General features: G+C 47.3%; 25 protein-coding genes. 9 read left to right on the top strand and 16 right to left on the bottom strand.

Going from position 1 to position 25,605, the window contains the following annotated elements:
* Window positions 1-9 precede the first annotated feature (9 nt).
* Entirely contained in the window at window positions 10-1,233 is a 1,224-nt protein-coding gene (locus AR337_RS15470) for a metallophosphoesterase (protein ID WP_059172918.1), read from the bottom strand.
* Window positions 1,234-1,430: 197 nt separating this feature from the next.
* On the opposite strand from AR337_RS15470, the gene AR337_RS15460 reads away from it, so the two are divergent.
* Entirely contained in the window at window positions 1,431-1,616 is a 186-nt protein-coding gene (locus tag AR337_RS15460) for a YhzD family protein (RefSeq protein ID WP_059172916.1), read from the top strand.
* A 166-nt stretch (window positions 1,617-1,782) separates the two neighbouring features.
* On the opposite strand, the gene AR337_RS15455 is transcribed toward AR337_RS15460, so the two are convergent.
* From AR337_RS15455 to AR337_RS15420, 7 genes are all read right to left on the bottom strand, one after another.
* On the bottom strand, window positions 1,783-2,589 hold the full coding sequence (locus tag AR337_RS15455) for an enoyl-CoA hydratase (RefSeq protein WP_172797557.1): 807 nt from the start codon (window positions 2,587-2,589) through the stop codon (window positions 1,783-1,785).
* Between the two features lie 125 nt (window positions 2,590-2,714).
* Window positions 2,715-4,241, bottom strand: a complete 1,527-nt coding sequence (locus tag AR337_RS15450) for a coproporphyrinogen III oxidase (protein WP_059172914.1) — start codon at window positions 4,239-4,241, stop codon at window positions 2,715-2,717.
* A gap of 188 nt (window positions 4,242-4,429) precedes the next feature.
* On the bottom strand, window positions 4,430-5,299 hold the full coding sequence (locus tag AR337_RS15445; protein WP_059172913.1) for a Cof-type HAD-IIB family hydrolase: 870 nt from the start codon (window positions 5,297-5,299) through the stop codon (window positions 4,430-4,432).
* 151 nt (window positions 5,300-5,450) lie between these two features.
* Entirely contained in the window at window positions 5,451-5,963 is a 513-nt protein-coding gene (locus tag AR337_RS15440) for a DUF2179 domain-containing protein (RefSeq protein ID WP_059172912.1), read from the bottom strand.
* A 49-nt stretch (window positions 5,964-6,012) separates the two neighbouring features.
* Entirely contained in the window at window positions 6,013-6,270 is a 258-nt protein-coding gene (locus AR337_RS15435) for a Xaa-Pro peptidase family protein (RefSeq protein WP_059172911.1), read from the bottom strand.
* 556 nt (window positions 6,271-6,826) lie between these two features.
* The gene (locus AR337_RS15425) at window positions 6,827-7,180 is read right to left on the bottom strand and encodes a YlbF family regulator (RefSeq protein WP_059172909.1); all 354 of its coding nucleotides are present in this window, start codon (window positions 7,178-7,180) and stop codon (window positions 6,827-6,829) included.
* A gap of 97 nt (window positions 7,181-7,277) precedes the next feature.
* Window positions 7,278-8,414, bottom strand: a complete 1,137-nt coding sequence (locus tag AR337_RS15420) for a DUF445 domain-containing protein (protein ID WP_059173287.1) — start codon at window positions 8,412-8,414, stop codon at window positions 7,278-7,280.
* A 348-nt stretch (window positions 8,415-8,762) separates the two neighbouring features.
* Here AR337_RS15420 and AR337_RS15415 point away from each other — a divergent pair, with 348 nt between their 5' ends.
* Complete coding sequence (locus AR337_RS15415; RefSeq protein ID WP_059172908.1) at window positions 8,763-10,127, top strand: YheC/YheD family protein; 1,365 nt, start codon at window positions 8,763-8,765, stop codon at window positions 10,125-10,127.
* Window positions 10,128-10,242: 115 nt separating this feature from the next.
* On the opposite strand, the gene AR337_RS15410 is transcribed toward AR337_RS15415, so the two are convergent.
* From AR337_RS15410 to AR337_RS23950, 4 genes are all read right to left on the bottom strand, one after another.
* Window positions 10,243-11,880 carry a hypothetical protein gene (locus AR337_RS15410; RefSeq protein ID WP_059172907.1) on the bottom strand — a complete coding sequence of 546 codons (1,638 nt, stop codon included), beginning with the start codon at window positions 11,878-11,880 and terminating at the stop codon, window positions 10,243-10,245.
* A 3-nt stretch (window positions 11,881-11,883) separates the two neighbouring features.
* Window positions 11,884-12,672: an ABC transporter ATP-binding protein gene (locus tag AR337_RS15405; protein ID WP_059173286.1), complete on the bottom strand. Its 789-nt coding sequence runs from the start codon at window positions 12,670-12,672 to the stop codon at window positions 11,884-11,886.
* Between the two features lie 117 nt (window positions 12,673-12,789).
* A complete protein-coding gene (recQ, locus tag AR337_RS15400) occupies window positions 12,790-14,925 on the bottom strand; it encodes a DNA helicase RecQ (RefSeq protein ID WP_059172906.1) in 2,136 nt (711 codons plus the stop codon).
* A gap of 17 nt (window positions 14,926-14,942) precedes the next feature.
* The gene (locus AR337_RS23950; protein ID WP_059172905.1) at window positions 14,943-16,103 is read right to left on the bottom strand and encodes an SEC-C metal-binding domain-containing protein; all 1,161 of its coding nucleotides are present in this window, start codon (window positions 16,101-16,103) and stop codon (window positions 14,943-14,945) included.
* 126 nt (window positions 16,104-16,229) lie between these two features.
* On the opposite strand from AR337_RS23950, the gene AR337_RS15390 reads away from it, so the two are divergent.
* The 4 genes from AR337_RS15390 to AR337_RS15375 all read left to right on the top strand — a co-directional run bounded on the left by AR337_RS15390 (window position 16,230) and on the right by AR337_RS15375 (window position 19,122).
* Window positions 16,230-16,523, top strand: coding sequence for a hypothetical protein (locus AR337_RS15390; RefSeq protein WP_059172904.1), 294 nt, complete (start codon window positions 16,230-16,232; stop codon window positions 16,521-16,523).
* Between the two features lie 87 nt (window positions 16,524-16,610).
* Window positions 16,611-16,823, top strand: a complete 213-nt coding sequence (locus tag AR337_RS15385) for a YheE family protein (protein WP_059172903.1) — start codon at window positions 16,611-16,613, stop codon at window positions 16,821-16,823.
* 85 nt (window positions 16,824-16,908) lie between these two features.
* Window positions 16,909-17,817 (top strand): CdaR family transcriptional regulator, encoded by a 909-nt coding sequence (locus AR337_RS15380; protein ID WP_059172902.1) that lies wholly within the window; start codon window positions 16,909-16,911, stop codon window positions 17,815-17,817.
* Window positions 17,818-18,009: 192 nt separating this feature from the next.
* Window positions 18,010-19,122 carry an ABC transporter ATP-binding protein gene (locus AR337_RS15375; protein ID WP_059172901.1) on the top strand — a complete coding sequence of 371 codons (1,113 nt, stop codon included), beginning with the start codon at window positions 18,010-18,012 and terminating at the stop codon, window positions 19,120-19,122.
* A gap of 182 nt (window positions 19,123-19,304) precedes the next feature.
* Here AR337_RS15375 and AR337_RS15370 read toward each other — a convergent pair whose 3' ends face one another.
* The 3 genes from AR337_RS15370 to fumC form a co-directional block, all read right to left on the bottom strand.
* Window positions 19,305-19,547, bottom strand: a complete 243-nt coding sequence (locus tag AR337_RS15370; RefSeq protein ID WP_059172900.1) for a hypothetical protein — start codon at window positions 19,545-19,547, stop codon at window positions 19,305-19,307.
* 46 nt (window positions 19,548-19,593) lie between these two features.
* Window positions 19,594-19,815, bottom strand: coding sequence for a hypothetical protein (locus tag AR337_RS15365; RefSeq protein WP_059172899.1), 222 nt, complete (start codon window positions 19,813-19,815; stop codon window positions 19,594-19,596).
* A 105-nt stretch (window positions 19,816-19,920) separates the two neighbouring features.
* Window positions 19,921-21,297, bottom strand: a complete 1,377-nt coding sequence (gene fumC / locus AR337_RS15360; protein ID WP_059172898.1) for a class II fumarate hydratase — start codon at window positions 21,295-21,297, stop codon at window positions 19,921-19,923.
* A 279-nt stretch (window positions 21,298-21,576) separates the two neighbouring features.
* Here fumC and AR337_RS15355 point away from each other — a divergent pair, with 279 nt between their 5' ends.
* Together AR337_RS15355 and clpP are read left to right on the top strand one after the other, a co-directional pair.
* Entirely contained in the window at window positions 21,577-22,266 is a 690-nt protein-coding gene (locus tag AR337_RS15355; RefSeq protein ID WP_059172897.1) for a sigma factor-like helix-turn-helix DNA-binding protein, read from the top strand.
* A gap of 54 nt (window positions 22,267-22,320) precedes the next feature.
* Window positions 22,321-22,902: an ATP-dependent Clp endopeptidase proteolytic subunit ClpP gene (gene clpP, locus AR337_RS15350; protein ID WP_059172896.1), complete on the top strand. Its 582-nt coding sequence runs from the start codon at window positions 22,321-22,323 to the stop codon at window positions 22,900-22,902.
* 142 nt (window positions 22,903-23,044) lie between these two features.
* Here clpP and AR337_RS15345 read toward each other — a convergent pair whose 3' ends face one another.
* Complete coding sequence (locus AR337_RS15345; RefSeq protein ID WP_059173285.1) at window positions 23,045-23,569, bottom strand: GNAT family N-acetyltransferase; 525 nt, start codon at window positions 23,567-23,569, stop codon at window positions 23,045-23,047.
* A gap of 118 nt (window positions 23,570-23,687) precedes the next feature.
* On the opposite strand from AR337_RS15345, the gene AR337_RS15340 reads away from it, so the two are divergent.
* On the top strand, window positions 23,688-25,466 hold the full coding sequence (locus AR337_RS15340; protein ID WP_059172895.1) for a M3 family oligoendopeptidase: 1,779 nt from the start codon (window positions 23,688-23,690) through the stop codon (window positions 25,464-25,466).
* The last annotated feature ends 139 nt before the right edge of the window (window positions 25,467-25,605 follow it).

Here is a 25,605-nt window from a genome sequence, read left to right as displayed (position 1 = left end):
GCCAACCTCCTAACTCTTTTCCCTCAAGAGATGAACAAGCAAGTACTCCGCATCTTCAAGGACGCGTGTTCCCTCTTCTTTTCCAAGACGTGAAAGAAACTTTCTCCCCGGGAGCCTTCCGTACAGGGGTTCGAGCACTTCATTTACATCGCCAAATTCTTCGGACATTAGAAATAGCTCTCTGTAAAAATCGGCCTCCGCCGCGAGCTCTTCCCTTTTCCAGGAAGTTTCCTCCTCAATCGTGATCCCATTAATCCAAACGAATGAGCGCTCCTCTTCCTCTCCATCCTGGACAAGCTCGGCCAGGCTGCTGTAGAGGCTGTCCAATTCACTTCCATCTTCAAGATTTACATCCTTCAAAGTGATCGACAGCAATGTCCCGATACCGTTCCTTCGCAGCTTTTCCTTCCGATCAAGGCAAAGCCGCAAGATTGAATCAAAGTCACGGGCTCCCTTTCCGCTGATTTCGGTTTCTTTCCAGATGACGTCATTTGTCTCGAGGAATTCCAGATTGGCCTCATTCTCCCCAAGTTGGACAAGGTAACAACCCTTTTCACTTGTTTCCTTTCGATTCCTGCCCTGTATATTGCCCGGATAGACAACAGGCGGGGTCTCTGAAAGGACTGCCCGTTTATGGATGTGCCCAAGCGCCCAGTAGTCGAATTGCCTGTCAATCAGCTCTCTGACCGTAAATGGGCAATAACTTCCATGCTCCGAACTGGAACCATCATTTCCGTGGAGTATTCCAATATGGAAATCGCCCTCGGCTCTTCTCTCATATGTATATACTCTGCTTTCCGTGACATGTCTTGTCGGGTAGCTGAACCCGTAAATCCAAACATCCGCCCCAGACTTGGCCCTATGAAGGATAGCCTCCGTTTCAGCGCCAAATAGATGAACATTATCCGGCATCACGATTTTCACCCATGTCCCTCCAAGATGGTCATGGTTTCCATGAATCGCATAGACTGCGATGTTTTTTTCCGACAGCCTTTCCATTTCGGCTCTGAATCTTGATTGGGCCTTAAGGCTCCTGTCGTCACCGTCATATAAATCACCGGCGAGAATCACAAAATCCACTTCATTCGCAATGGCGGCATCTACAATCTTCTTCAACGCAGAAAACGTGCTTTCACGCAGCCTTTTCAGAATAGGCTGCGGCAAATCCCTCAACCCGGCCATCGGGCTGTCGAGATGGAGGTCAGCTGCGTGGATGAAATTCACCTTTTTCATAAAAAACCAATCCTTTCAGGGTCCTCGCTTTTTCGGGCTGTTTTCAGGCTTTTCTTTCTACTATTCTACCATCTTAAAAATGCGAATGCACGTTCTGTTTCGTGGAAGTGTTGGCTTGCTCGATTTGGGCGGAATCTTTGCGGAATTTTTCAAGATATGCAAAAATAGAACTATATGAGTGCTCAGGGGGGAACAGGTTGAAAACCTATAAATTGACCGCATTTGAGCGGGATGGGGAAAAGCTGCTCGACGATTCATTCCTGGCGGAAAATGACGATGCCGCCAAGGAGATCGGCCGGAAAGCACTGGAGGAAAAAGGGCTTATTGAAAAGGCCCATCGCTGTACTTCCCCGGCCGGCAAACTGCTTCTTTTCCATTCGTGAATTTTCGAAAAACTCTATAGTTGTTACAAACAGGAAGCCGGAATGCGGCTTCTTTTTTTATTTGAAGGTGGCACGGTCCCTGTAGAAAACACATAAGAAAAGATGGACTAACCATTTATGCGCTTTAACCGATCTTCTTCTCTGCACAGTGGGCTAAATTATTCGTTTATCTCCCGTTAAATCTTGGTTTTCTTTTTTCAGCAAAAGCTCGAATTCCTTCCTTATGGTCCTCAGTTTCCCTCATTTTTCGTTGGGCATATTTTTCAAGCTCTAGGACTTTCAACAGGTGAGGCCGGTTTACCTCGGCGAATATTTTCTTCGTTTTAATCATTGCCTGAATAGGCTGCTGAAGATAGCCAGCTATCCTATGTCTCAGGGCTGATTCCATTTCAGCGGCCACTTCATGGACTAGCCCTTTCCCAAGCGCTTCTTCGGCAGACATGGTCTTTCCTTCCCAAATTAATTGCTTTGCTTTTCTTTCCCCGATGTTATTTGCCAGGAAAAAATGGGCGCCTCCATCTGGAATCAGCCCGATGCCGATGAAATTCATGGCAAGCTTGGCGTTCTGGTCTGCAATGATATAATCTGTCGCCAATGCGATGCTGAGGCCCAGCCCTGCTGCTGGCCCCGAGATTGCGCTGATTGTGATTTTTGGAAGGCTGTACAGAGTGATGACAAGTTCATTGATACAATCCATGATTGAAAGGAACTCATACTCATCGTCCAGGGAGAGCATCGCCTTAATATCCCCTCCGGCAGAAAATGCCTTGTCAGTCCCGGTTAGGATTACGATGTCAATTTCATCGGAAACACTGATTTCCTTTAATCTCGAAACAAGTCCCTTGATCATTTCCTTATCCAGTGCGTTTAAAGCTTCAGGCCTGTTCATCTTGAGTGTCGCAACACGCCCATCGACACGAACATCAACTTTTTCTGTAACAAAATTGAATGACAACTTCAACGCCTCCTTCATTCTCACTTACCTCTATTATAGAGATTGTCCATCCAGTAAGTAAGAATTTTCCTGTAAAATCGGAAAGCTAAATCCTGCCATTATGAAGTTACGACCATCCAAACCCGAAGTAAAACAAGCCCGCATCACAGCGATGCAGGCTCGTTTTTTTGAATAAATAGTTCTTCAAGTATTTTCAGTTTTTCATTTGTATAATGCTCAAAGCTGTCGTTATATGATTTTGGGTCCTTCGGATTGGCAAAATGGGTAATCGCCCCTGTTTCCGGGTGCACAAATTTGCTTGCTGCCCCACATCCCAGCCCGATGATTGTCTGCATTTCTTCCATAATGATGATATTGTAGATGCTTTCCTGGCCGTGAAACGAGTAGCCCACATTTTCAAGATTGCCTAGAATGTTCTTTTGCCTGTATAAATAATAGGGCTCGTAGCCATGGCTCTTCGTCCACTTCTCGGCAAGGCCCATCATCCGCTCTACTTCATCCCGGTCGGCAACTTTGTACCGATCACGGTTTTTTGTCATTTCCGACGCCCGTTTAAAAGAGAGTGTATGGACGGTCAGTGATTCCGGCAACAATTTTTCGGTCTCGTTCAGCGTATGAGTGAACTCCTTCGTCCCCTCTCCAGGAAGGCCGATAATTAAATCCATATTAATATTGTCCATGCCCATCTTCCGGGCAAGGTTGAATTTTACAATTGTTTCTTCTACAGTATGATGGCGGCCAATCGCTTTCAGCGTTTCCTGGATATACGACTGCGGGTTGACGCTGATCCGGTGGATGTTCCACTTTTTCAAAACATCAAGCTTCTCAGGGGTTATCGTATCCGGGCGGCCCGCTTCAACCGTTATTTCCCTGATTTCACTTGCATCAGGGAAAGAGATGTACATTTCTTCATAGAGCATGTCCATCTCTTCTGCGGTGATGCTTGTCGGAGTCCCGCCGCCGTAATAAACGGTTGTAATCCGTATGCCCTTTTCCTTCAGCCAGCTGCCGATAGCCCTCATCTCGTGGTGAAGGCCGCCAAGGAAGGAATTGACCGATCCCTGCCGCCCGTTAATGGCATAGGCTGGGAACGTGCAGTACGCGCATTTTGTCGGGCAAAACGGAATGCCTATATAAATGCTGACTTCTTTTTTCAAATCATACAGGTCAGGGACCGCCGCAAGCTGGCGGTCTACAATTTTTTGCATGAGCGCCGCTTTTTCTGGAGTAATCAAATACTCCTCGGCAAGCTCCTTATGGGCGGTTTCGGGCTTTGTGCCAGCCCTTAACTTCCTGTGGAGAAGCTTTGTCGGCCTGACGCCTGTCAGGATGCCCCACTTCTGGGTGATTCCCGTCAAATCCTGAAGCAGCTTTAGATAAACATGGGAAACGGCATTTTTGGCAGCCTTAAATTGTTCCTTTTCGGAAAAGGAACTGTCAACAGTCGCCTGGTGTGCCTTATTGATTTGGGGTTCCCCTTCCTTTTCCAAAATGCCGGATACGATTAGGTCTGCCCCATTTTGCTCTAGGGTGAATTTTATGGAAAAATCGGCTTCTTCGATTCTATTTAATTGAATTTCGGTTTCTTCGAAAAAAAGGTTGGCGATAAGCCGCAGCGGCCGCTCGAACCGTTCATCCGAAAGGCCGGTAATAGAAATATGCACATTCATCCACCTCTACTTTTTTGCTTACTTTAGTGTACAGAATCGGGTAAGCAAGGTCAATATGATGAAAAAACTATCAAGCAGGATTATGAAGGCAAGGGTTTGCGACCTAAGGGCCTGATTTTGACCTGTTGGCTAGCCAAATAGTAAAAAGCGGCATAGGTGACTTCACTGTCTCCTCTGCCGCTACTCTGCTACTTTTTAATAATATTCATTTTCTGCAAAAACGCGATTGGATGCTGCCTTCGGAAGTGCTCTTTGACCATATAGGCAACCCCGTGTTCGTTTTCCGAACGGGTCACCCAGTCGGCTGCTCGTTTGACTTCATATGATGCATTTCCCATCGCCACGCCAAGCCCAGCAGCCATGATAAACGGGATGTCATCGGGCCCATCGCCGATCGCGACCACTTCTTTCAAGCTAATTCCAAGGCGTTCACATATATAAATCAGCCCAGACAGCTTTGAGACGCCAGCAGGCATGATATCCAATTTAAATGGAACATTACAGGCAGCCTCGACCTCATTGAACATTGACCCAATGGCCTGCTTGGCATCCTCCAAGTCCTGTTCCGATTCGAAATAAACTTCAATTTTCGGAGGGGCGACAGGCGTATCAACCAGTGAATCGCTCAAATCAGAGACAAATTGATGGGAATAGGCTAAAGGATCCCCTGATGTGAAAATTGCTTTTGCCAGAAGGTTGTTATTCAAATGAAGTTTGTTGGCGAGCGAAAACTTCTCATGGACAAGCCTAATCTGGCATTGGAAGCTTTCAAGGAAACGGACTATTTCGTATGTGAGGTCCTCATTGATCCGTTTTACAAATTCGGGTTTGTCTTGGGCATTAGCTATATAAGCTCCGTGATGGGATGCGAAAAGCCCTTTCATCTTCAATGTTCGCGCCACTTTTTTTGCCGAGGCGAAATTACGCGAAGTCAGAAGGGTTACATGAACCCCTTTTTGCTGTACATACCGGATTGCTTCCTTCGTTGATTTGTGAAGCTTTCCGCTACTCTCCAGAAGCGTGCCGTCGATATTCAGAGCAAGCATACGGTATATCATGGTGGTGCCCCCTGTCCTGATGGAATCATCCTTATTTCACTTGTATGAAAAAAAAGATTTTAATAGAACAGGCATGGGCAAAAATTTCATTAAATACCAAAAAGAAGCGCAAGCCATCCAGGCCCGCGCTTCCTTCAAATGCATCTTTATATTAACGAAGCCGTCCAAGCAGGAATCCGCCATTAAAGTGGGTTGGTTCGTATGAAATCATAAAGGCTTTTGGGTAAACGGAGGTAATTAGTTTTCTCAGTTTTTGCTCGCTCTTCCGCTTTGCAAGCACCTTCATCATCAGGCGCTTTCCATCCTTTCCATCGGCCAGCCATGAAGTTACGCCGTACCCTTTCTCCCTTATTTTTCCAGGTAGAGTTAAATCCGATGACTCGACAATCACTTCCATGACAACATATCCGAGTGCCAGGTAGGCTTCAATTCTACTCCCGATATAAACCCCAAGGCCCCAGCCAAAGCAATAGGCGGCAATATTAAGGGGTTTATCAAGATTCTCAAGAACGATCGTTAGGCCCATCAGGTATATAAAAACCTCACCCATTGATATGACGGAAGCCAGCACCCTGTATCCTTTGATAACGATCATAACCCTTAGTGTAAACAAGGAAACATACAAAATATTGATTCCTATAATGGTCAGAATAATAGACGGCATTGTGATCACCCCGATTGTTATTAAAAAACAAGTGTTCAATCTCCCTTGGTTACCTGGTAATCGAATAGCTGCCTGTCTTTGTAAGAATTACAGTATCCGAATGCCTGTATCCGCCAAGCCCCTGGACATAAATTCCCGGCTCAATCGTGTAGACCATGCCCTCTTCAAGTATGAGTTCATTGTCAAAACGCAAATACGGTTCCTCGTGCTCCGACAACCCCAAACCGCGGCCGACGCGATTGTTTACATATTCCTCAGCCCCATTTTCCTCCCTGTAATCCTTTAGCCTGCGAACCCCGGGAGTCAATTTTCACAAGAAACGCCTCCAGCCAACCGGACGGCTTGCCAAAAACAAGCAGTCCATACTAGTTCTATAACACAATACGCCATTCCTAAACCAGGTAGCGAGGAATCTCTGTTTCCCAAGTTTTTGTAAACCAGTTTTGTTTTTCGCAGATATTAACTATTAATGTGAATGGCTGTACCTCTGGAAGGACTTCGCTAATGGCATTCAGTCGCACATTAACAGTATACCCCTCGCCAGGTAAGAGAGCTATAGGGGAATTCATGGCACTCCCTATGGGTCAGATTCAGCATTCCCAGATTACCAGAGTAGGTTCGCCGGATTGGGCTACATGCATATCCGGACGGCGAGCAACGTATTTGGAAGAAAGCCCATCGCCTTCGAGCCAAAATTCTCCCTGCACAATATTTTTTGATGGCCAGGAGGTTTCCCACCCAGCAAATTGGAAATCGTCCTGAACGAACGTTTTTTTGATTTTCAAAAAAATAAATATAGCCTCATCGAATGATTAGTGGAAATAGAAAAAGCCCGGCTTAGTGCCGGGCTTTTTGTACGTCCATTATTTCATTGGATTTCCGTACAATTCCTCAAGAGGCTTCATAATCACCTGGTTCAACTCACCTATGACCATGCCCATCCTCTGCTCCGCTTCCATCAGCTTTGAGATGGAAGGATGCTGCTGTACAAGAGCAACTGTCTTTTGTGCATGCTCGACTTCCTCTGGGCTGATTTCCTGTCCCATCATCTGCTTTTGCTGAAGGTTCATCTGGATATTGCGGAAGTTTTCGAACATCCTCCGTGCCGATTCGTCCCCGTTGACACCATCATAAATTTGTTTCAGGGCCCTGTATTCATCACTTTGACGGATTGCCTTTTCGAGCTCGTATGCGGCATCATATAAATTTACTGCCATGGTAACACTCCCTTATTCAATTTGGCATTCCTGTCCACTATACCAAACAGGACTCGTGAAGGAAATGCCCCGTAAAAAATCGTCATAACAGTATATCCTATGAAAACAGGATTGCGAATATACCTTGAAAAATCCCAATCAGTCCGCCGAGCAGCGCACCTAAGTACGTAATCATTTTCAGCTCGCTTCTCGTAATCCCGAGAACCATATCCTCCATCCGCTCAAGTGAAAATGTCGCGACCTGGGCGCGAACCAGTTCCTGTAGATGAAGCTTCTCCATCATCATGTCAATTCTCGATGTGAGCCAATCACCAAGCATAACAACAATATTGGGCGCCATCCGCTCAAGAATCGTTTCTTTATAAGAAGCAAGCAGCTCCGATGCAGGAGTTCCCAAAAGCTTCTCCGTCCCGGCAAGATTGACTGCATAGTCCTTAAGGGCGGAAACAATCTTTTCCCTGCCGGCCATCACTTCCAATTCGGCCGCATCCCGTTCCATAAGTTTTGTCCATTCTTTTTGGAGGATGCTCGTAATTAGCCCATGTGCCCCTTCGCTTTTAAAAAACTTGATGATTTCGGGCTGGATTTTATCAGCGATGCTTACATTGCCTAGCACCATTTGAATCATATTGCCAATCATCCCTTTATCCTTGAAAAACTCGTCAAACATAGCCTGGATTCTAACCTTTCCCTCATAACTGGAGAAGTAATCCTCCCCCTTGCCTAGGATGTAGGTTGTAATTTCTGGTATTTTTCTCTCGGCGCCTTCAAGGAGCGGCTGGGGCAGGACACTTCCAATCGGCTGGCCGCGGTACTGGGCCATCGCCTTCTCGTAAACCCCTTCAACAAACCGCCCAATCCGCTTTTCTATCCGTTCCGTACCGTTTTCAATCCCCGCTTTTTCAAGCAGGTCCTTAATTGTCACGTCCGATTCAAGGATTGTCCTAAGCTCCTTTTTTACAAGCTCGGTCATATCCTGCTGAAAACCTTTATCAAGGAATTTGGACCGGATGCTCTCAGGGGTAACCAAATGCTCGACAACCATTCGCCCCATTTGCTCCGCCATTTCGTCCCGCCTTTTCGGAATCAGTCCGGGAGTAAAAGGGACGCGCCATTTTCCAATATAGACGGGGTTATAAGGCCTGAATAACATTTTAATCGCCAGGTGGTTCGTCACCCCGCCGATAACCGCGCCAATAACCACCATAAACAAAATCGTAATAACCATATTCATGTAAAAATCAACCTTTCCGATAAATAGCACGAACATCTTGTTTGTCCTGTACATACGCTACTATAACAGTTTTTGCCTATCTTTACCCCAAAATCGCAAGGGTTGACCTATTTTTATTAAACTTTCTGCTGTTCACCGCACCGATGAAAGCTGCTTTAAAAATTATCGCATGGGAGGTCCCCTATTACCAACACGAAGTATAGTCTTTCGCTTCATTGAATAGGAAAAGATCGCCCATCTTTCCTTCCCCATAAAACTTTTCCGTCCATAAATACGTGGCTAGGGGAATTAAGGTTTCATTCATTCTTCTAAATTCATTCTTTCAAATTAAAAAGGAAGTGAGTAGAAATGGTAAAAGTATACCCAATTGAAACGCTCGAGCATGACAAGCCCATTGTTTATTACCCTTCCAGTCTTGGCCCATTCCCCTCCATCCGGAAGGCGGCTTTCGGTTCCGCCTCTTTGGATGCCGCTATTCTGCCCCATCCGGAAGACGAGGAAAGTATCGGAATCAGCAAAGCTGTCATGGAAGGTCTGCATATTCCAGAAAACGCGGGGAAACTTGCCGTCTTTTCGAACGATGACACCCTGTTTTTAGGTCCTGTGATTGGAGTGTTTACTTCCGGCCTGATTGATTCAAACACCAATCCGGCGGGTGACAGGACGCATTCGTTTTCAAAATTGCTGGAGACGTGCAGCTCTTCAGGTGCTGTAGGGTTCCTTTTTACCGGCCAGGCAATTGATTGGGAAAAAAACTTGGTCAAAGGTTATTTTTGGGGAGACGGGAAATGGGAAACCCGACTTGTCCCCTTCCCCAATGTGGTTTACGACCGGCTGCCGACAAGGAAAAGCGAGAGCAGGCCCGAAAGCAAACTTGCAAAAGAAAGGCTTCAAAAGGACTATTTGATTCCTTGGTTTAATCCCGGATTTTTTAACAAAATTGAGATTTTCGAGCGGCTGAAGGATAGCCCCGACGCGCAAAAATACTTGCCGGAGACCAAATTGTTCACATCGATAGCCGAGGCCAGGCGGCTGCTCGATAAGTATAGTTCAATTTACTTAAAGCCGGTTAACGGTACCCTTGGCCTTGGAATCCGCCATGTGATTGCCGAATTTCCCGGTTCCACCTGTTATTGCCGCTTCCGGGATCAACACGGGAATAACAAACTACTGAAATTTAATAGCCTGCATGCGCTTGCTTCAACGATGTTCGGCAAGCGTGGGACAAGAAATTTGCTTATCCAGCAGCGAATTCTTCTTTTAAAAGTGGATGGCAGGCCTGTCGATTTCAGGGTCCATACAAATAGGGACAGGAGCGGCAAATGGCAGGTTTCCGCCATTGCCGGAAAAAAAGCGGGATTCGGGAGCATCACAACCCATGTCAGAAACGGCGGGGACGTCCAAACGCTGAAGGAACTTTTCGGGGAAAAGGCAGCTGCTGAGTTTGAACGGAAGCTATCGGGGGCGGCACTGGAACTCAGCGAGATACTCGAGGATCGGTTGGATGGAATCACCGCAGAATTCGGATTTGACTTTGGCATTGATAGGGACGGCATTGTGTGGCTATTCGAGGTAAATTCAAAGCCAGGCAGGTCCATTTTCCACCACCGAGGAATGCGTAAATATGAATATTTAACAAGAAAACTGCCAATCGACTTCGCCATACATCTAGCCGAAAAATCAGTCAAAGCACCCGAGGATATATACAGATAAAACGAAGCAGGGGACGTATCCAGTGCCTCATTTGAGGCACTGGATACGTCCCCCTGCTTCATTGAGGCGGAGGAAACGTCCCCTGCCTCACTGCCTCACTGCCTCAATGCCTCATTTAAACCCAAATCCTGCGGCTAGCCACTCTCCAGGAGACGGAGGCTGCGACGAGCATGATGAGGATATATAGAAAACTCCCATACTGGATGAAGGTAAATAAATAATGGATGCCCATTAAGGCGAACATTGGAATTAGGTAAATAATCGTTCTCCAGCCTTCGCTTTCCTGGCTTGCCTCAAAGGATTCCGAAAACGGCAAAGACCCTTTCAGCAAATATGTACAAAATACGGTATAGACGATTGCGGCAAGAAAGGCCCCGATAATATCCGGTAGCACCTTTAGCCCAAAAATCAAACAAAAGATCCCCCCCGCAATGGCGTATACGGGGAAAAACAACCTGCTCAGAAATGCTTTTAATGTTCCGCTATAAAATGGGGCGTGTGTTTTTAAAGGTGCAGCCCCGAGCAGCCATGAGGCTTTGTAGCGCCCGGAGTATTTCAGCATCATGATTGAGGTCGGAATGACAATCGCCGCCATATAGATCGAGAGATAGTACTTGCTATGAACAAGGTTTTCGAACGAGTCCCAACGGACATGATTGAGGATAAGTATAAGCGGTACAACCATCGACAGCCCGATTGATGGGTATACCTTTAACCGGAAATCGCGTTCTGTTTTCATCATTGCGAGCGCGAACCGATAGAAAGCCCGCTCTTCCTTATCCCTGCAAAGCAACCCGGCAGCCCACGAGTTCAAAGGGGGAACTTTCACCCTGCTCGGACCGCTCCCAGATGATAGTTTTTGTATTCCGCTCTCGAAGGCAGGCATCTTTTTTACATAGATAGCCCATGCGGCGACAGGTCCCGCAAATGCCAAAAACGCAAACAGGACAAGCTGCGGCATCCAGGTGCGATTCAACACTAACTCGAATAAGGAGCCAAACCACACTGGCGGAAACAGTGCCTGCCACCAATCTGGGTGAATTCCTTTTTCCATTTCAATGAGCTCGAAGCTTCTCCCAACGAGCTGGTACCCAAGTGCGAGCGAAACTGAGAGGAAGATTTGCACATAGTTTATGATGTCCCTAAGCTTTTCCCCGTCAAAAAAGCGGAGAATGAAGTAATACACCAAAGCGGTAGCGGCCATAATTAGCAAATCGGCGAAGAAAAGCGCAGCAAGCAGGAGAACGAAAAAGACCGGCCCATGCCTGAATAAACCGGCAATCAGCGGTGCAGCAGCCAAAGAGCCTGTCAGGAAGAACAAATAAAAAGCCACATGGACCGCCCTGGCAAGACTGATCGTTTTTTTGCCGACAGGCCCGGCCAACAGTATATTTCTGTCCCTCAAGTCAAGGAGGACCGCCGAAAAGTCGGATATGAGCGAGGTCATGATAATGAACATCAGGATACCAAAAAAGATGGTCATTTGGAGGAAAAAGTGTTCGCCCATCAGAATCAGCGGCAACAGCAGCAGGCCAAACACCGAATAGACCCACAGCGACTTCATAAAACGGTTTTCTTCTTCGTGGCTGTGGTCTTTCTTTTTCCTGGCCCCTCCAAGAATGGTCGGCACTCTTCTTTGGTCCATTGTCAGCTTCATTGCCAGGATGTTTCGCATCACCGGATAGTCCGCCCCAAGTTTCTCAAACATCCATCGGAATTTGTCGAGTACCTTCAGTGTCCTGAAATCCTCCAAGCTTTACACCTCCTGGACGATTGAGACAAAATCTTCGGCCAGCTCCTTGAACTCGTCAAAGCCAGTCAGCTGGTTAAAAATCTGTTCCAACGAGCCCTCTGCGTTTTGTTCCTTCAACTCTTCAAAGCTTCCATCGGCAACAATTTTCCCGCCGTTGATTAAAATAATTCTGTTGCTGATTTTTTCGACTACATCCATTATGTGTGAGGAGTAGAATATCGTTTTCCCGCTGGCTGCCAGTTGGGAAAGGATTTCCTTAAATATCATGACTGAATTCGCATCGAGCCCGCTAAGCGGCTCATCAAGGAACAGCAATTCTGGATCGTGCAGAAGGCTTGAGATGATCATTACCTTTTGTTTCATCCCTTTTGAAAAAGACGAAATCCGGCTATAGAACACATTATCAAGGCCGAACACACGCATAAGCTTTTTCGCCTTCACTTCCGCCTTTTCGGGATCCATTCCGTACAGCTCCCCCGTGAATATCAGGTACTCGATTGCTGTCAGGTTGTCATAAAGCTCGGCAATTTCAGGCACATAGCCTATTTTTCTTTTATACTCATAATCTCCGGATTTCAGCTTTTGCCCGAAAATCTCAATGTCACCCTGATAGTTTTCATCAAGGCCGAGTAGCAGCTTGATTGTCGTACTTTTCCCTGCTCCATTCGGCCCAATATATCCGATTATCTGGCCACGGGAAACGGTGAGATCGATTCCCTGCAGCACCTGCTTTGAACCATAATTTTTTCTTAAGTCCCTGAGAGCCAGGACTACATCTGCCGTATGCAAAATAACAATCACCCGCTTCTGTTAATCTAAGGAATAGTTTAACACAGAAAATAGTTAATTTTGGAAGAATAACTTACCTTAAAAAGAAATAAAGAACTCCTAAGAAAACGAAAGCCGCAGCTAGGATAGCGTGCGGCTCTTTTCCATTATTAAAAATGCTTTGATCATAAAATAGGTTACCTCATCAGGCAGGAGTTCCTTGATTGGCTTTAGCCGTTCACGCCCGGCCTCGGTGACCGCATTTTCCAACAGCGGTATAAACTCCAAGGGAATCAGCTTCTCAAAGTGAACCAGCATCCCCTGCTGGTGGCAGGTTAATAGATGGTTTTCAACCGTGCTGGCGGCAAGCCCGCGCGATGAAGCGATTTCCTCAATCAATTTTCCTTCAAGGTGCAGCCGGTGCGTTTCGAGATGGGAGTCGCTCGTCGGCTTGGCCGAGGGACGCTTTTTCGCAGGCCTGGCCTCTTCAAAAACAGGCTCTCGTTCCGGGTTTTCAGCAACGTATTTTTTAATCGCGCCTATGAACGCCTCGCCAAATTTCTCAAGCTTATTTGCGCCAACCCCGCTTACCTCAAGGAAATCCTCCTCCGTTTGCGGCAGCTTCAAGCACATATCCTTCAGTGTGGCATCCGAGAAAACGACAAACGGAGGGACATTAGCCGCATCTGCAAGCTGCTTCCTTAAAGCCCTCAGTTCTTCGAATAGCGGATCTTCAACCGATATTTCCGCAGATCGGGCGGCTGTCTTCCTTGAAACCTGCATCCTTCCCTGCAAAATTTCCTTCCCCTTAGTGGAAACGTAAATGGTTGGAAAGGTGCCGTGCTCAACCCCAATCATCTCTTCGGAAATCAAAAACTCTATAAAGCTTGCGGCATCCTTCGCGGTCCAAGATTCCATAATTCCGTAGGTTGAGAGTTTGTCAAAGCCAAATTCGGCTATCTTTTTGTTTTGCGATCCGGTCAGCACCTGGGCGGTGAGCGCCTTGCCGAACCGCTGCCCCATCCGAATGATGCAGGACAGAACCATTTGTGCTTCCTTTGTTACATCCTCGCTTTCCCGGGTATCGGTGCAATTCCCACAGCGGCCGCACGAATCCGTTTCCGTTTCCCCGAAATATCGGAGGATGTATTCCTGAAGGCAGCTCTCGGTGTGGCAATAATCTGCCATTCCCTGAAGTTTTTCAAGCTCAGCGCCGACCCGGTTCCCCTCAATCGATTGTTCAATCAAGAAACGCTGGACCTGTATATCCTGCGGCGAATAGAGAACGATACAAGAGCTCGGAAGGCCATCTCTGCCCGCGCGGCCCGCTTCCTGGTAATAGCTCTCCATATTACGGGGTAGCTGATAATGGACGACATAGCGGATATTGCTTTTGTCTATGCCCATCCCAAAAGCGGAGGTCGCGACCATAACGGAGGCTTCATCGCGGAGGAAGCGATCCTGCTCACTGAACCTGTCCACGTCGCTCATCCCTGCATGGTAGCGGGAAACCGAAATCCCGCCTCTTCTCAGGCTTTCATACAGCTGGTCGACGGTCTTTCTGGTCGCGGCGTAGATAATCCCTGTTTCCTTTTCATTCTGCTGCAAAAAACGCTTCAGGAACTTGCCTCGGTCCTGCCCTTTTATTACAGAGAACGAAAGATTTTTCCGCTCGAAGCCAGTAACAATCTCATTCCCAATCTCAATGCCGAGTGAACTGCAAATATCATCCCTGACGATTGGAGTCGCGGTTGCAGTCAGGGCTAGCATTGCCGGCCGATTGCGGAGGCCTTGCGACATTTTAGCAATATGCCTGTAGCTTGGCCGGAAATCGTGGCCCCACTGTGAAATACAATGCGCTTCATCAACCGCAATCAACGGAATATCCATTTTTCCAAGCTGCTCGGTAAAATACGGTGAATCAAGCCGCTCGGGGGCAATGTACAGCAGCTTGTACCTTCCCGCAACAGCGTCTTCCATGCGTTCCGCCGCTTCCTGGCTTGATAGCGAACTGTTAATATAAGCTGCATCTATGCCAAGCTGGACGAGGGTATCGACCTGGTCCTTCATCAACGAAATGAGCGGGGAAATGACAACCGTCGTCCCCTCGAGCATCAACGCTGGAATTTGATAGCAGACAGATTTTCCTCCCCCGGTCGGCATGACACAAAGAGTGTTCCTGCCTTCGAGGACCGAATCGATTGCCCGCTCCTGCCCTTCCCTGAATGTCGGGTAGCCAAAATACGTTTTTAAAAGTTCGTTTGCTTTTTGGAGCATCAGTTTAGGGCCTCCTTTTACATCCCGCAGCATTTTTTGTATTTTTTACCGCTACCGCACGGACAAGGGTCGTTCCTGCCAATTTTTTCACTTATTCTTGCCTCTTGTGGGCTTTTTTCCTTTTTATTTCTTTCAATTTCTCCAAATAATTGCTCTCGTTCTACAAGAATCTTTCTCCAAGTATTAACGTAAGGAGAAGGGATACCCGTCATCACATGGTAGCCAAGCAGATTCAATTCATACTCAACAACCATCCCATCCGGGCCGTTTTCCATGAAATCTTGAATTTCAGGAAGTGCCTCTGGGGACAGTGAATGGCAAAGCGCCTCGAAAAAGAATTCCTTATCCTCGATACCGGCGAGCTTGTAGTGTTCTTTTAAGGTTTTTAACGAGAGATCGGTTTTTAGATTTGCTAAAACTGAAGCAGCATAAATAATGGCATCTTTGTGATGTAAATAAGGTACAACGGCTTCAATAACATCATCTGATTGATATGCGATTAGGGCATCGCTGGCCTCTTCCTGTACACTGTAATCATCACTGGCCAGAAGTTTAGCTATTAATGGAATGTATTCCTTCAACTTTAGTTTCGCCGCCATGTAGGAGGCCAGCATTCCCCAAGAAGTATGCTGGATATCTTTTTCCGCATTCCCGGTAAGGACAGCTTTGATTTCACTTTCGTCCATCCATCCTCTTTCCAGCATGGCTTCTGCCATCCGTTTAGCCCTCGAATGGAGGAGAATATTGTTCCCGCCTCGGTCCAATTCAGCCAAAATTTCGGCATATGCTTCCCACATTTCATGCTCATCTTCGGCATTCACAATGAAATCAAATGTCTTCCACATTTCATCAGGCAAATAAGGCCCCAGTTCACGCCTCTTTTCAAGAGCGGATTCGGTATTAATTTGATAAAGGGAATGTTTAAAATAACTTGCCGATGGACCTCCTCTTTTCAACCCGTTTAATAAGATATCAATTGAATCATCAGCCAACGGAAAATTTTTCGTATTGGACAGGATAATATCGGCATTTTGCTCCGATTCCAAAGCCCTTTCGAATAGGGTTGTGGCCCACTGTTCTGGCATCCCAGGATAATCCCGTACCATATTCATAATAAAATCAAGAAGGAAAGGATCCTGTGTCTTCAAAAATGGTTCTATCTTCGTAGTAAATTGCATTTTACACCTCATAAGTAGTTGGACATTTAGTTTCATTATACCGAAAAAACAAACTGTTTTCCCGGGTACGGCGTATAATTCATTACATACTATAGAAAAAATGCTATTTCGAAGGAGCCGATTTTCATGTTTAAAAATAAGCGGTCACTGCCGCTATTTCTTGTAGCTTGCGCAGCCCATGCGGGTTCGTTTTTTTACTTTTTTGCGCAGACGATTTCAAATGCTCTGGATGGTTCTCACCGTGAGTCATTTCTTGATTGGGTCCCACTGGCTGTATTTCTGGCAACTTTCGCGCTGCACGCCCTTCCCCCTTTGCGTTCCGGATGGAAGGCAGCTCCGGTGAAAATGCTGTTTTCTGTCATTGCTGTAACGGCGGTTCTTGTATGGGTTATTGGTTTTTTAAACAGGATGATTGGATAGGCAGGGCCGCACTAACAAGGTGGCTTACTCGCTTTCTCCTCGCTCCTTTCCCGGTTGTACGCTACAATTGAGTCGGGGGGATTCTCATTGCTGACACATTTTCAATACAAGCCACTGTACAAAAACACGGACATTCCCGGCTGGGAGTTTTCGTTCTTTTACAAAAAGCTGAAACGTACGGGCCGCTATCTTCAAGATGGGAAAATTGAATGGCAACTTCATATCCCGGATGACTCTGAAAAGGCTGACGTGGAAAGCAAGGTTCACGAATTGATGCTTTTTCATGTGTATGATCGCTAGTGCCGGGCGCGCCCGGCATTTTAGCATTTTACCGGTTCATTGCTATAATTGAGTTAGACGAATTTTTAAAAATAGGAGAACGATTATGTTCGAAAAGCTGATTACGCTTTACCCGGGAGCCTTTATTACGGAGCAACCGCCTGTACCGGGACAAGAAAAATTTTATATTTTCCATAATGAAGCCGAGAGGAACTGGATGTTCATTCCCGAGGAAATGCTCAACCAAAAGGAGCTGGACCTTCTGGGGGCGATATATGTCCAGGCAGAGGCGCCGTCTGAAAATCTTCCTCCCCTGCCGCGGCAATGGAAGGAATACCTTTTTGAAGGCGCTGAACCGCCTGCCGGCTATGAAGGGGAACCTATCCGGCTCATTCAGTTTGAGTTCCTTGGGGAAAACCATAACCGCGAGGAGCTTGAAACGGCAATCAAGGGATTTTTTCCTGAAGAAATCCTTATTCTTTGGGAAAGCTCGGAAAGGGCTCTAGCGATTGAACGTGGCGCATTTTCACTAGACGAGCGGGACATTGCTTCGATGGCAGATGCGTTTGAAAGCGACTTTTACATAAAAACGAAGATTTATATTGGAAGGCAGTTAACAACTTCCGATGAGCTGCCAGGCCAATTCAGGGAGGAGCGGAACTATTTTGATTTTGCGAAAAAGAACATTCCTCCGGAAGGTTATTACACATTTGAAAAGGTTTTTCCTGCCTATGTCGCGTCACTGCTGCCCGGGCCGCTTGCCGAAGCGTTGAACACTGTTTTCGCGGAGGCGTTCATTAGTGACGACGAGATGTTCACAACGGTAAAGGGATTTCTCGAAAATGGGTCGAATGCGAGCCTTGCCGCAAAAAAACTGTACATCCACCGCAACACGCTCCAATACCGGGTCGATAAATTCGCCGATAAGACAGGAGTCAGCCTGAAGGATTTCCACTCCGCCTTCACCGTTTACCTTGCCTGCCTTTTATATGAAAGAGACCGGGGAACAAGCTAAAGGCCGCCAACCACATCTGGCGGTCTTTTTGTTTTCCGATGAAGCAGTAGAAACGTCCCCTGCTTCACTGCTTCACCCATGCACATTGCCCAAAAACAGGACGCTTATCTTTGTGCAGGCTGTCCATATGGTTTTTTCGCCGTTTCACGTACACTTAAAGCAAGAGATTTTTTATTATAGGAGGATTCAAACATGGCAGAGTTAATTCTCGATCACATTTATAAAGTGTACGACAACAAAGTGACAGCGGTTGAAGATTTCAATCTTCATATTAAGGATAAGGAATTCATCGTTTTCGTCGGACCGTCCGGCTGCGGAAAGTCCACGACATTGAGGATGATTGCCGGCCTTGAGGAAATTACAAAGGGCGACTTTTATATTGATGGGAAAAGGGTCAATGACGTTGCGCCAAAAGACCGCGATATCGCAATGGTATTCCAGAACTACGCCCTTTACCCGCACATGACTGTTTATGACAATATGGCATTCGGTTTGAAACTCCGCAAGATTCCGAAGGCTGAAATTGACAAGAAAGTAAAAGAGGCCGCGAAAATCCTTGGCCTTGAAACATATTTAAGCCGTAAACCGAAGGCTCTTTCCGGGGGTCAGCGCCAGCGTGTCGCCCTTGGCCGCGCGATCGTCCGTGACGCGAAAGTGTTCCTGATGGACGAGCCGCTTTCCAACCTTGATGCGAAGCTTCGCGTCCAGATGCGCGCGGAAATCGCCAAGCTTCACCGCCGCCTTGATACAACGACTATTTACGTGACCCACGACCAGACCGAAGCGATGACAATGGCGACCCGCCTTGTTGTTATGAAGGATGGCTTGATCCAACAGGTTGGTTCTCCAAAAGAGGTTTACGAAAAGCCTGCGAATGTGTTTGTTGGCGGGTTTATCGGATCCCCTGCGATGAACTTCTTCCGCGGGACACTGGAAGATGGCAAATTTGTTATCGCGGATGTATCGATTGCCGTTCCGGAGGGCAAAATGAAATACCTTCGCGAACAAGGGTATGTAGGGAAGCCAATCGTACTCGGCGTTCGTCCTGAAGACATCCATGATGAGCCTGTTTTCATCGATGCTTCATCTGGCTCGAAAATTACTGCGACTGTCGATGTTTCCGAGTTGACCGGCGCCGAGACAATGATCTATTCAACCCTTGGCGGCCAGGATTTCGTGGCTAGGGTTGATTCCCGCTCCGATATCCATCCGAACGACAAGATTGATCTTGCTTTCGACATGAACAAGGTCCACTTCTTCGATGTTGAAAACGAGCTGCGCATCCGTCCTGCCGGAGAGCAATAAATAGCGTCGGCTTCCAAAACTAATTATTAGTAAAAACAGAGAGCATCACCCAAAAGGGGCGGTGCTCTCTTTTGATTATAATTTTCTAATTTTGGGTTAATTGAAAGCTTTTTGTGTCTCCATTCCCTGCCTCTGAATGAGCCGTTTGGCATCAGAAAGACAGGGTTCATTTTCAAAAAAGGCTATTCTCCTATCAGGATGACGCTATCGGTCCCGCAGGCTGGGCAGCGGTAGAGGTGGGGGCATTGGCGGTTTTTGTGGTCGTCGGGTATGCCGTCCTCGAGTTTCATCTGATCGATTGGCATGTAGGGGCTGTAGTCGTCGAAGTAGTCCATATACCTCCCCTTTTCCTCCATTAAGTTGGTGCAGTTCTCGCAGTTCACATCGACTTTTTTTAGTCCGTTGCAGACCGGGCATACTCTCATGTCCAATCCCCTCCCTTTTTGGTTAGTGTTTGCGGCTCTGTTGTTTCTATGCAAAATTTCCCTGCATGAATCTGAATAATGGAACGGCGATTGTCCAAACTAGATAGTGCCGCAGGATATCAGCCTGGGAGATGGAATCCACCTGTGAAACACCCTGTGAAACAAAATTATTCAGGGAGTGACATTGTTCGCATTTTATCGTTGGGTTCCAGTGCCGGGCAACACGCTTGTCCCGGCGAGCCGGTGCGACTCCGGCCAGCCCAGCCAATAGCAGGATGCCTCCTTATTATTGAGGGGGCATTTTGCATTCAAAGGTTCCATACTGAATCAGTTGAACAATGCCCTTCTAAAAACCGGCCACCCGAACTCTCCTTTAGACCATATTCTCCGGGCGTACCCATTCGTCGAACTCCTTTTCGGTCAGATATCCGGATTTGATGGCCGCATCTTTTAGGCTCAAGTTTTCGTTGAAAGCAAGCTTGGCGATCAGCGCGGCTTTTTCATAGCCGATGTGCGGATTGAGCGCTGTCACGAGCATGAGCGAGCGTTCCATTTGCGCCTTTATAGCTGTTTCATTCGCTGTGATGCCCATCGCGCAATTATTATTGAAAGAGTCCATTCCATCGGCGAGAAGCCTTACCGATTGAAGGAAGTTATGAATGATGACCGGCTTGAAGACATTCAACTCAAAATTCCCCTGACTGGCGGCAAAGCCAATCGTTGCGTCGTTCCCGAATACCTGGCAGATCGCCATTGTCAGCGCCTCGCTTTGGGTCGGATTCACCTTTCCGGGCATGATGGAGCTCCCCGGTTCATTTGCCGGGATGGTGATTTCACCGATTCCGCTCCTCGGCCCGCTCGCAAGCCATCTGACATCGTTGGCAATTTTCATCAGGTCAGCAGCAAGGGCCTTCATCGCGCCATGGACGTATACGAGCTCATCATGGCTCGTCAGCGCATGGAACTTGTTGGCGGAAGAACGGAACGAATGGCCGGTAACCCCTGATATAACCTCAGCTACCTGGCCGCCAAAATCCGGAGCGGCATTTATGCCTGTTCCGACCGCTGTCCCGCCGATTGCCAAATCAAGCAGGCTTTTGCTCGCTTCCTTAATCATTGCCGCGCTTTTTTCAAGCATCGTCCGCCAGCCGCTGATTTCCTGTCCTAAAGTTAGCGGGGTCGCGTCCTGGAGATGGGTGCGCCCAATTTTAATAAGGCTCTCATAATCCTTTTCCTTTTGGCGGAAGGTTTCAGCAAGCCTTTCAACCGCGGGCAATAGCGACGAAACAACTTTTCCGTACGCCGCGATGTGCATCGCTGTAGGGAAGGTATCGTTTGAGCTTTGCGACATGTTCACATCGTCATTCGGGTGGATTCTTGTAATGCTGCCTTCACTTTCAAGCAGTGCGTTTGCCCGGTTCGCGATGACTTCGTTGACGTTCATGTTTGTCTGCGTGCCGCTGCCTGTCTGCCAAACGGCAAGCGGGAAATGGCTGTCATATTTCCCTTCAAGGATTTCCGCGGATACGTGGACAATCGCATCCTTCTTTTCATCCGAAAGCTTTCCTGCCGCGTTGTTCACGACTGCCGCCGCAAGCTTGACGGTAGCCAGGCTGTAAATGAGATCTGGCGGCACTTTTTCCGTGCTGATTTTAAAATTCTCAAGGCTCCTTTGCGTCTGAGCACCCCAATGCTTGTCAATCGGGACCTTTACTTCGCCAAGTGTATCTTTTTCAATGCGGTACTCCATTTTTCTCCTCCCATTTCTCGCCGCGCTAAGCGGACCCTGTTTTTTGCAAACGCTCTTTCTATTGCCAAAATTCCTTTGTATTCCCTTATTCCATTTTCCCCTTTTTTACTTTTAAAAGCCAAATAAGGGGTTTCTTTTTTAAAAACGTAACAGTCCCCGTAAATTTCAGGTATCCAAAGAGGAAGTGGTAAAATAAATTAAATTAAATCAACTTGCCCGTATCTTTTCGAAGTCCCCCGCCGTTATAGAGGGAAGAGAGGCAAAAAGGAGTGACGATGTATGGTTGCCAGCAAGAACACGCCAGCGGAGGAGAAATTCTTTGTTGAGATTGAAGAAGAGCGGCTTCAAAGGCTGTGCGATTCCCTGCAGAAGTATTGCCGCTTTCTTGCAAAAGACCATTGGGAGGCCGATGACCTTTTTCAGGCGGCTGTCCTCAAGGGAATGGAGCATTACTCGCCTTGCCAGTTATCCACTCCCCTTTTGAAAAAAATCGCCTACCATCACTGGATTGATCTTGCCAGGAAGGGGCGGCATGAGATTGTCGGTGTTCCCGTGGATGCGGCTGAAAAGGAGCGCGGACTAATTGATGGAAGGCTTGATGCAGTGAAGGTTTTACTTGAAAAGCTAACTCCGAAGCAAGCGGTCATGTTCCTTTTGAAAGAAGGCTTCCGTTACCAGGCGAGCGAAATCGCGGACCTCATGGATACTTCGGAAATGGCGGTAAAGTCCCTTCTTCACCGGGCAAAGAACCGGTTGGAAAAGGAAAGGCATCTCCATGCTGTCGCCCCCCTGCAGCTGGATGAAGACAAGGAACTCATGGAGGAATTATTTTCGGAAGCGCTCGAGCAGGGCGACCCGGCCATTTTACTAAAAAATCTTCCTAAAATCCCTTCGCTGGCGGAGTTCCGAAAACCGGCACCGCAAAAGCACTCCCGTTCATCTCTCGAATTTTACTGCGTGGCGGCGTAACCCCCTTTTGCCGATGGGTTTCAGCTGGCCGCGCGCTATGAGGGAGGATTTCAATTGGCACCAATACCATATGTTATTGAACAATCGGGCAGCGGCGAACGGTCCTATGACATTTATTCGCGCCTACTGAAGGACCGGATTGTCATTATCGGGGACGAAATCAACGACCAGGTAGCGAACAGCGTGATTGCCCAGCTGCTGTTCCTTGAGGCCGATAATCCAGAAAAGGACATCTCCATCTACATCAACAGTCCGGGCGGTTCAACGTCCGCCGGGTTTGCGATTTTTGACACGATGGAGCTCATCAAACCGGAAATCCGCACAATTTGTATCGGTATGGCCGCTTCATTTGGCGCGATGCTGCTCCTTGCCGGGACGAAAGGAAAACGATATGCCCTTCCGAACAGCGAAATCATGATCCATCAGCCGCTCGGCGGTGCCCGTGGCCAGGCAACCGAAATTGAAATTTCGGCACGCCGCATCCTGAAACTGCGCGAGCATGTCAACGGGATCATTTCCGAACGCACCGGCCAGCCTGTTGAAAAAGTCGCCAAGGATTCAGACCGTGATTTTTACATGAGTGCCGAGGAAGCTTTGGAGTACGGGATTATTGATAAGATCATCAGCAAAACGTGAGCGGTTAAGTTGGACGGATGGGACCCAAGGTTCATTCCGCTTAACCACAAAAGAACCCTTTCCGGACTTTAGAAAGGGTTCTTTTCAAAAAAATTCTCATTTTTTAAAAAATCGGACCCGTTTCAAGCCTCATCTCTAAGTTTTACTGATTAAACGAGTCAGCATATTCAACGGTTCCGGATATCCCATCAAGAGATTCCTCACGAAGTTCCAGTGCCATGAAGACTTCGTCCGGGACGTTCCACGGCGCTTTGATTCCCCAAAATGAAGCTTTTTTAAAGCCGAATTTCGGGTAATAGCCCGGGTGGCCGAGGACAATTGCAGACATATAACCCAGCTCCTTTGCCGCCTCCAGCCCCGTATTTACAAGAACTCCGCCGATCCTACGGTTTTGGTACTCCGGGAGGACAGAGACCGGTGCGAGTGCGAGCGTTTCGGCATCACCAATTCGAGCTTTGGTAAAAAGGATGTGTCCAACCAGTTCGCCAGTCGCTTCATGGATCGCGACAAGCGAGAGTTCCGAGATGAATGCTTCGGAGCCACGGAGCCTTTTTACAAGCTGATGCTCTGTCTTGTCACTGATTTCCACTGCGGCGAACGCCCGCTTAATCACTTCTTCCACAGCTTGATGGTCCGATTCTTTTTCCTGCCTGATTGAAATGTCCATATATTCATCTCCTTTCACCAATTCCATCATAACATCTCTTATTTTTGCAAAAAACTCCTATTTACGAGATGATTAAAACAGGAATATATGTTCGTAATAAATAGCACGGAGGTAAACTATGCAAAAAAATAAGTATCCGCAAAACTGGGATTTGGAAAGCCTTTTTAAAAATTCCGGAGAACTCACCGGGCACATTGCTCATACTGAAGATATGATTGATAGTTTAGAAGCTGAAGCAGAAACTGCAAATATACATAATTCCTATGAAACTAAAAAACTTTTGGATTCCCTAGGCGACATCCGCATCCACCTCTCCCAGGCATCTTCATTTACCATATGTCTTATCGCGCAAAATCCAAGAGACCCGTATGCCCTATCCCTTCAGGGCAAGACCGCCGCTTTGAATGCCCGATACGATAAATCGAAAAAACTTGTCCAGAGCCGAATGACAACCTTAAACAGCGATGCCTGGGAGCAGATGCTTGCATCTGAAGAGTTGGATGATTACAGATTACTTTTAAATGAATGGCGGGAAAAAGCGAAGTGGCAGCTCCCCGAAAAAGAGGAAAAGCTACTTGCAGATTTAAGTGTCGACGGGTACCATGCGTGGGGCCAGTTTTACCAAACACTAATCAGCAGTATTAAAGTCTTTATCCAAATTGACGGAGCGGAAAAGGAAATGTCTGTTGGCCAGGCCATCAATTTGCGCTCCCACCCGGACCGGATTGTGAGAAAAATGGCGCATGTTGCCCTGGAAAGTGCCTTGGAGGAAAAAGAGGAACTTTTCGCGAAAATCCTTAACCACATTGCCAGCTTCCGGATTGAGATGTATAAAAGACGGGGCATCGAAAACGTATTGGAGGTCCCTTTACACGAAAACCGTATTACAAAGGAAACCCTCGGCGCAATGTGGAGTGCCGTTACGAAATACAAAGCTGTTTTCGCCAAATATCTTAACCACAAAGCAAAGCTGTTTGGCAGCGAAAAACTGCAATCCTATGATTTTTGGGCTCCCGCCCCATCCTCGCATCACGAGATTCCCTTTGACGAGGCGGCGGATTTCATCATGGAACAATTCGGCGCTTTTGGCTCAGAAATGAAAGACTTTGCACACCACGCCTTTGAAAACGGCTGGGTCGAAGCGGAGGACCGTCTCGGAAAAGCTGGCTCCGCCTTTTGCGCAGGCTTTCCACTGTCCGGCGAGTCACGAATATTCATGGGTTATGGCGGCAGGATTCCAAATGTTTTGACCCTCGCTCACGAACTTGGCCATGCTTTCCATAACCATGCCTTGAAACCTGTCCGCGGGCTGAATCGGTATTATCCATTGAGCTTGGCCGAAACGGCTTCCACGTTTTCTGAATTGGCAATCCTGAATGCTGCTTACGAAAAGGCCGATAGCAGGGAGGAAAAACGATTCATCCTTGATGAAAAATTAAAGCGGAGTGTCATGAACTTCATGAATATTCACGCTCGCTTCTTATTTGAAGAACGCTTTTTCCATGAACGAAAAAGTGGGTATGTACCAGCGGAACGGTTGAATAAGCTCATGCGGGAAGCAATGGATGAAGCATATATGAATTCGTTCGGCAGCCCCTCCTTCCGTTCATGGATCTGGACGCCGCATTTTTACCTGACCAAATCGCCTTTTTACAATTTCCCTTATACGTTTGGATATTTATTCTCTCAAAGCATCTTTGCCTCCGCTAAAACGAAGGGTCCTGAATTTGAAAAAAGCTATATTAATTTATTGCGTGATTCCGGGAAAATGTCGGCGGAAGAACTGGTAAGTAAGCACTTGGGCGAGGATATCACCACAACCGGCTTTTGGGAGAAAGGGCTCCGGTTATGTGCCAGGGATGCCGAGGAATTCCTAACCCTGGACAACGGGCTATAAAAAGGCTCAAGCCGGAGCGAAAAAAAAACTGCAGACAGCCGTCTGCAGAATCAGGGTTTTGCAATCATATATCCGATATAATAGACAAGGATCATAAGACTGCCAATCGTAAGCGTTACTGAAAACATTTTACAGCACC

Origin of the sequence: Bacillus sp. FJAT-27445 (assembly GCF_001510665.1) — a bacterium.
Taxonomy (GTDB): Bacteria; Bacillota; Bacilli; order Bacillales; family Cytobacillaceae; genus Bacillus_D.
The sequence above is the reverse complement of the archived record's forward strand: the minus strand, read 5'-3'. Positions and strand labels throughout refer to the sequence as shown.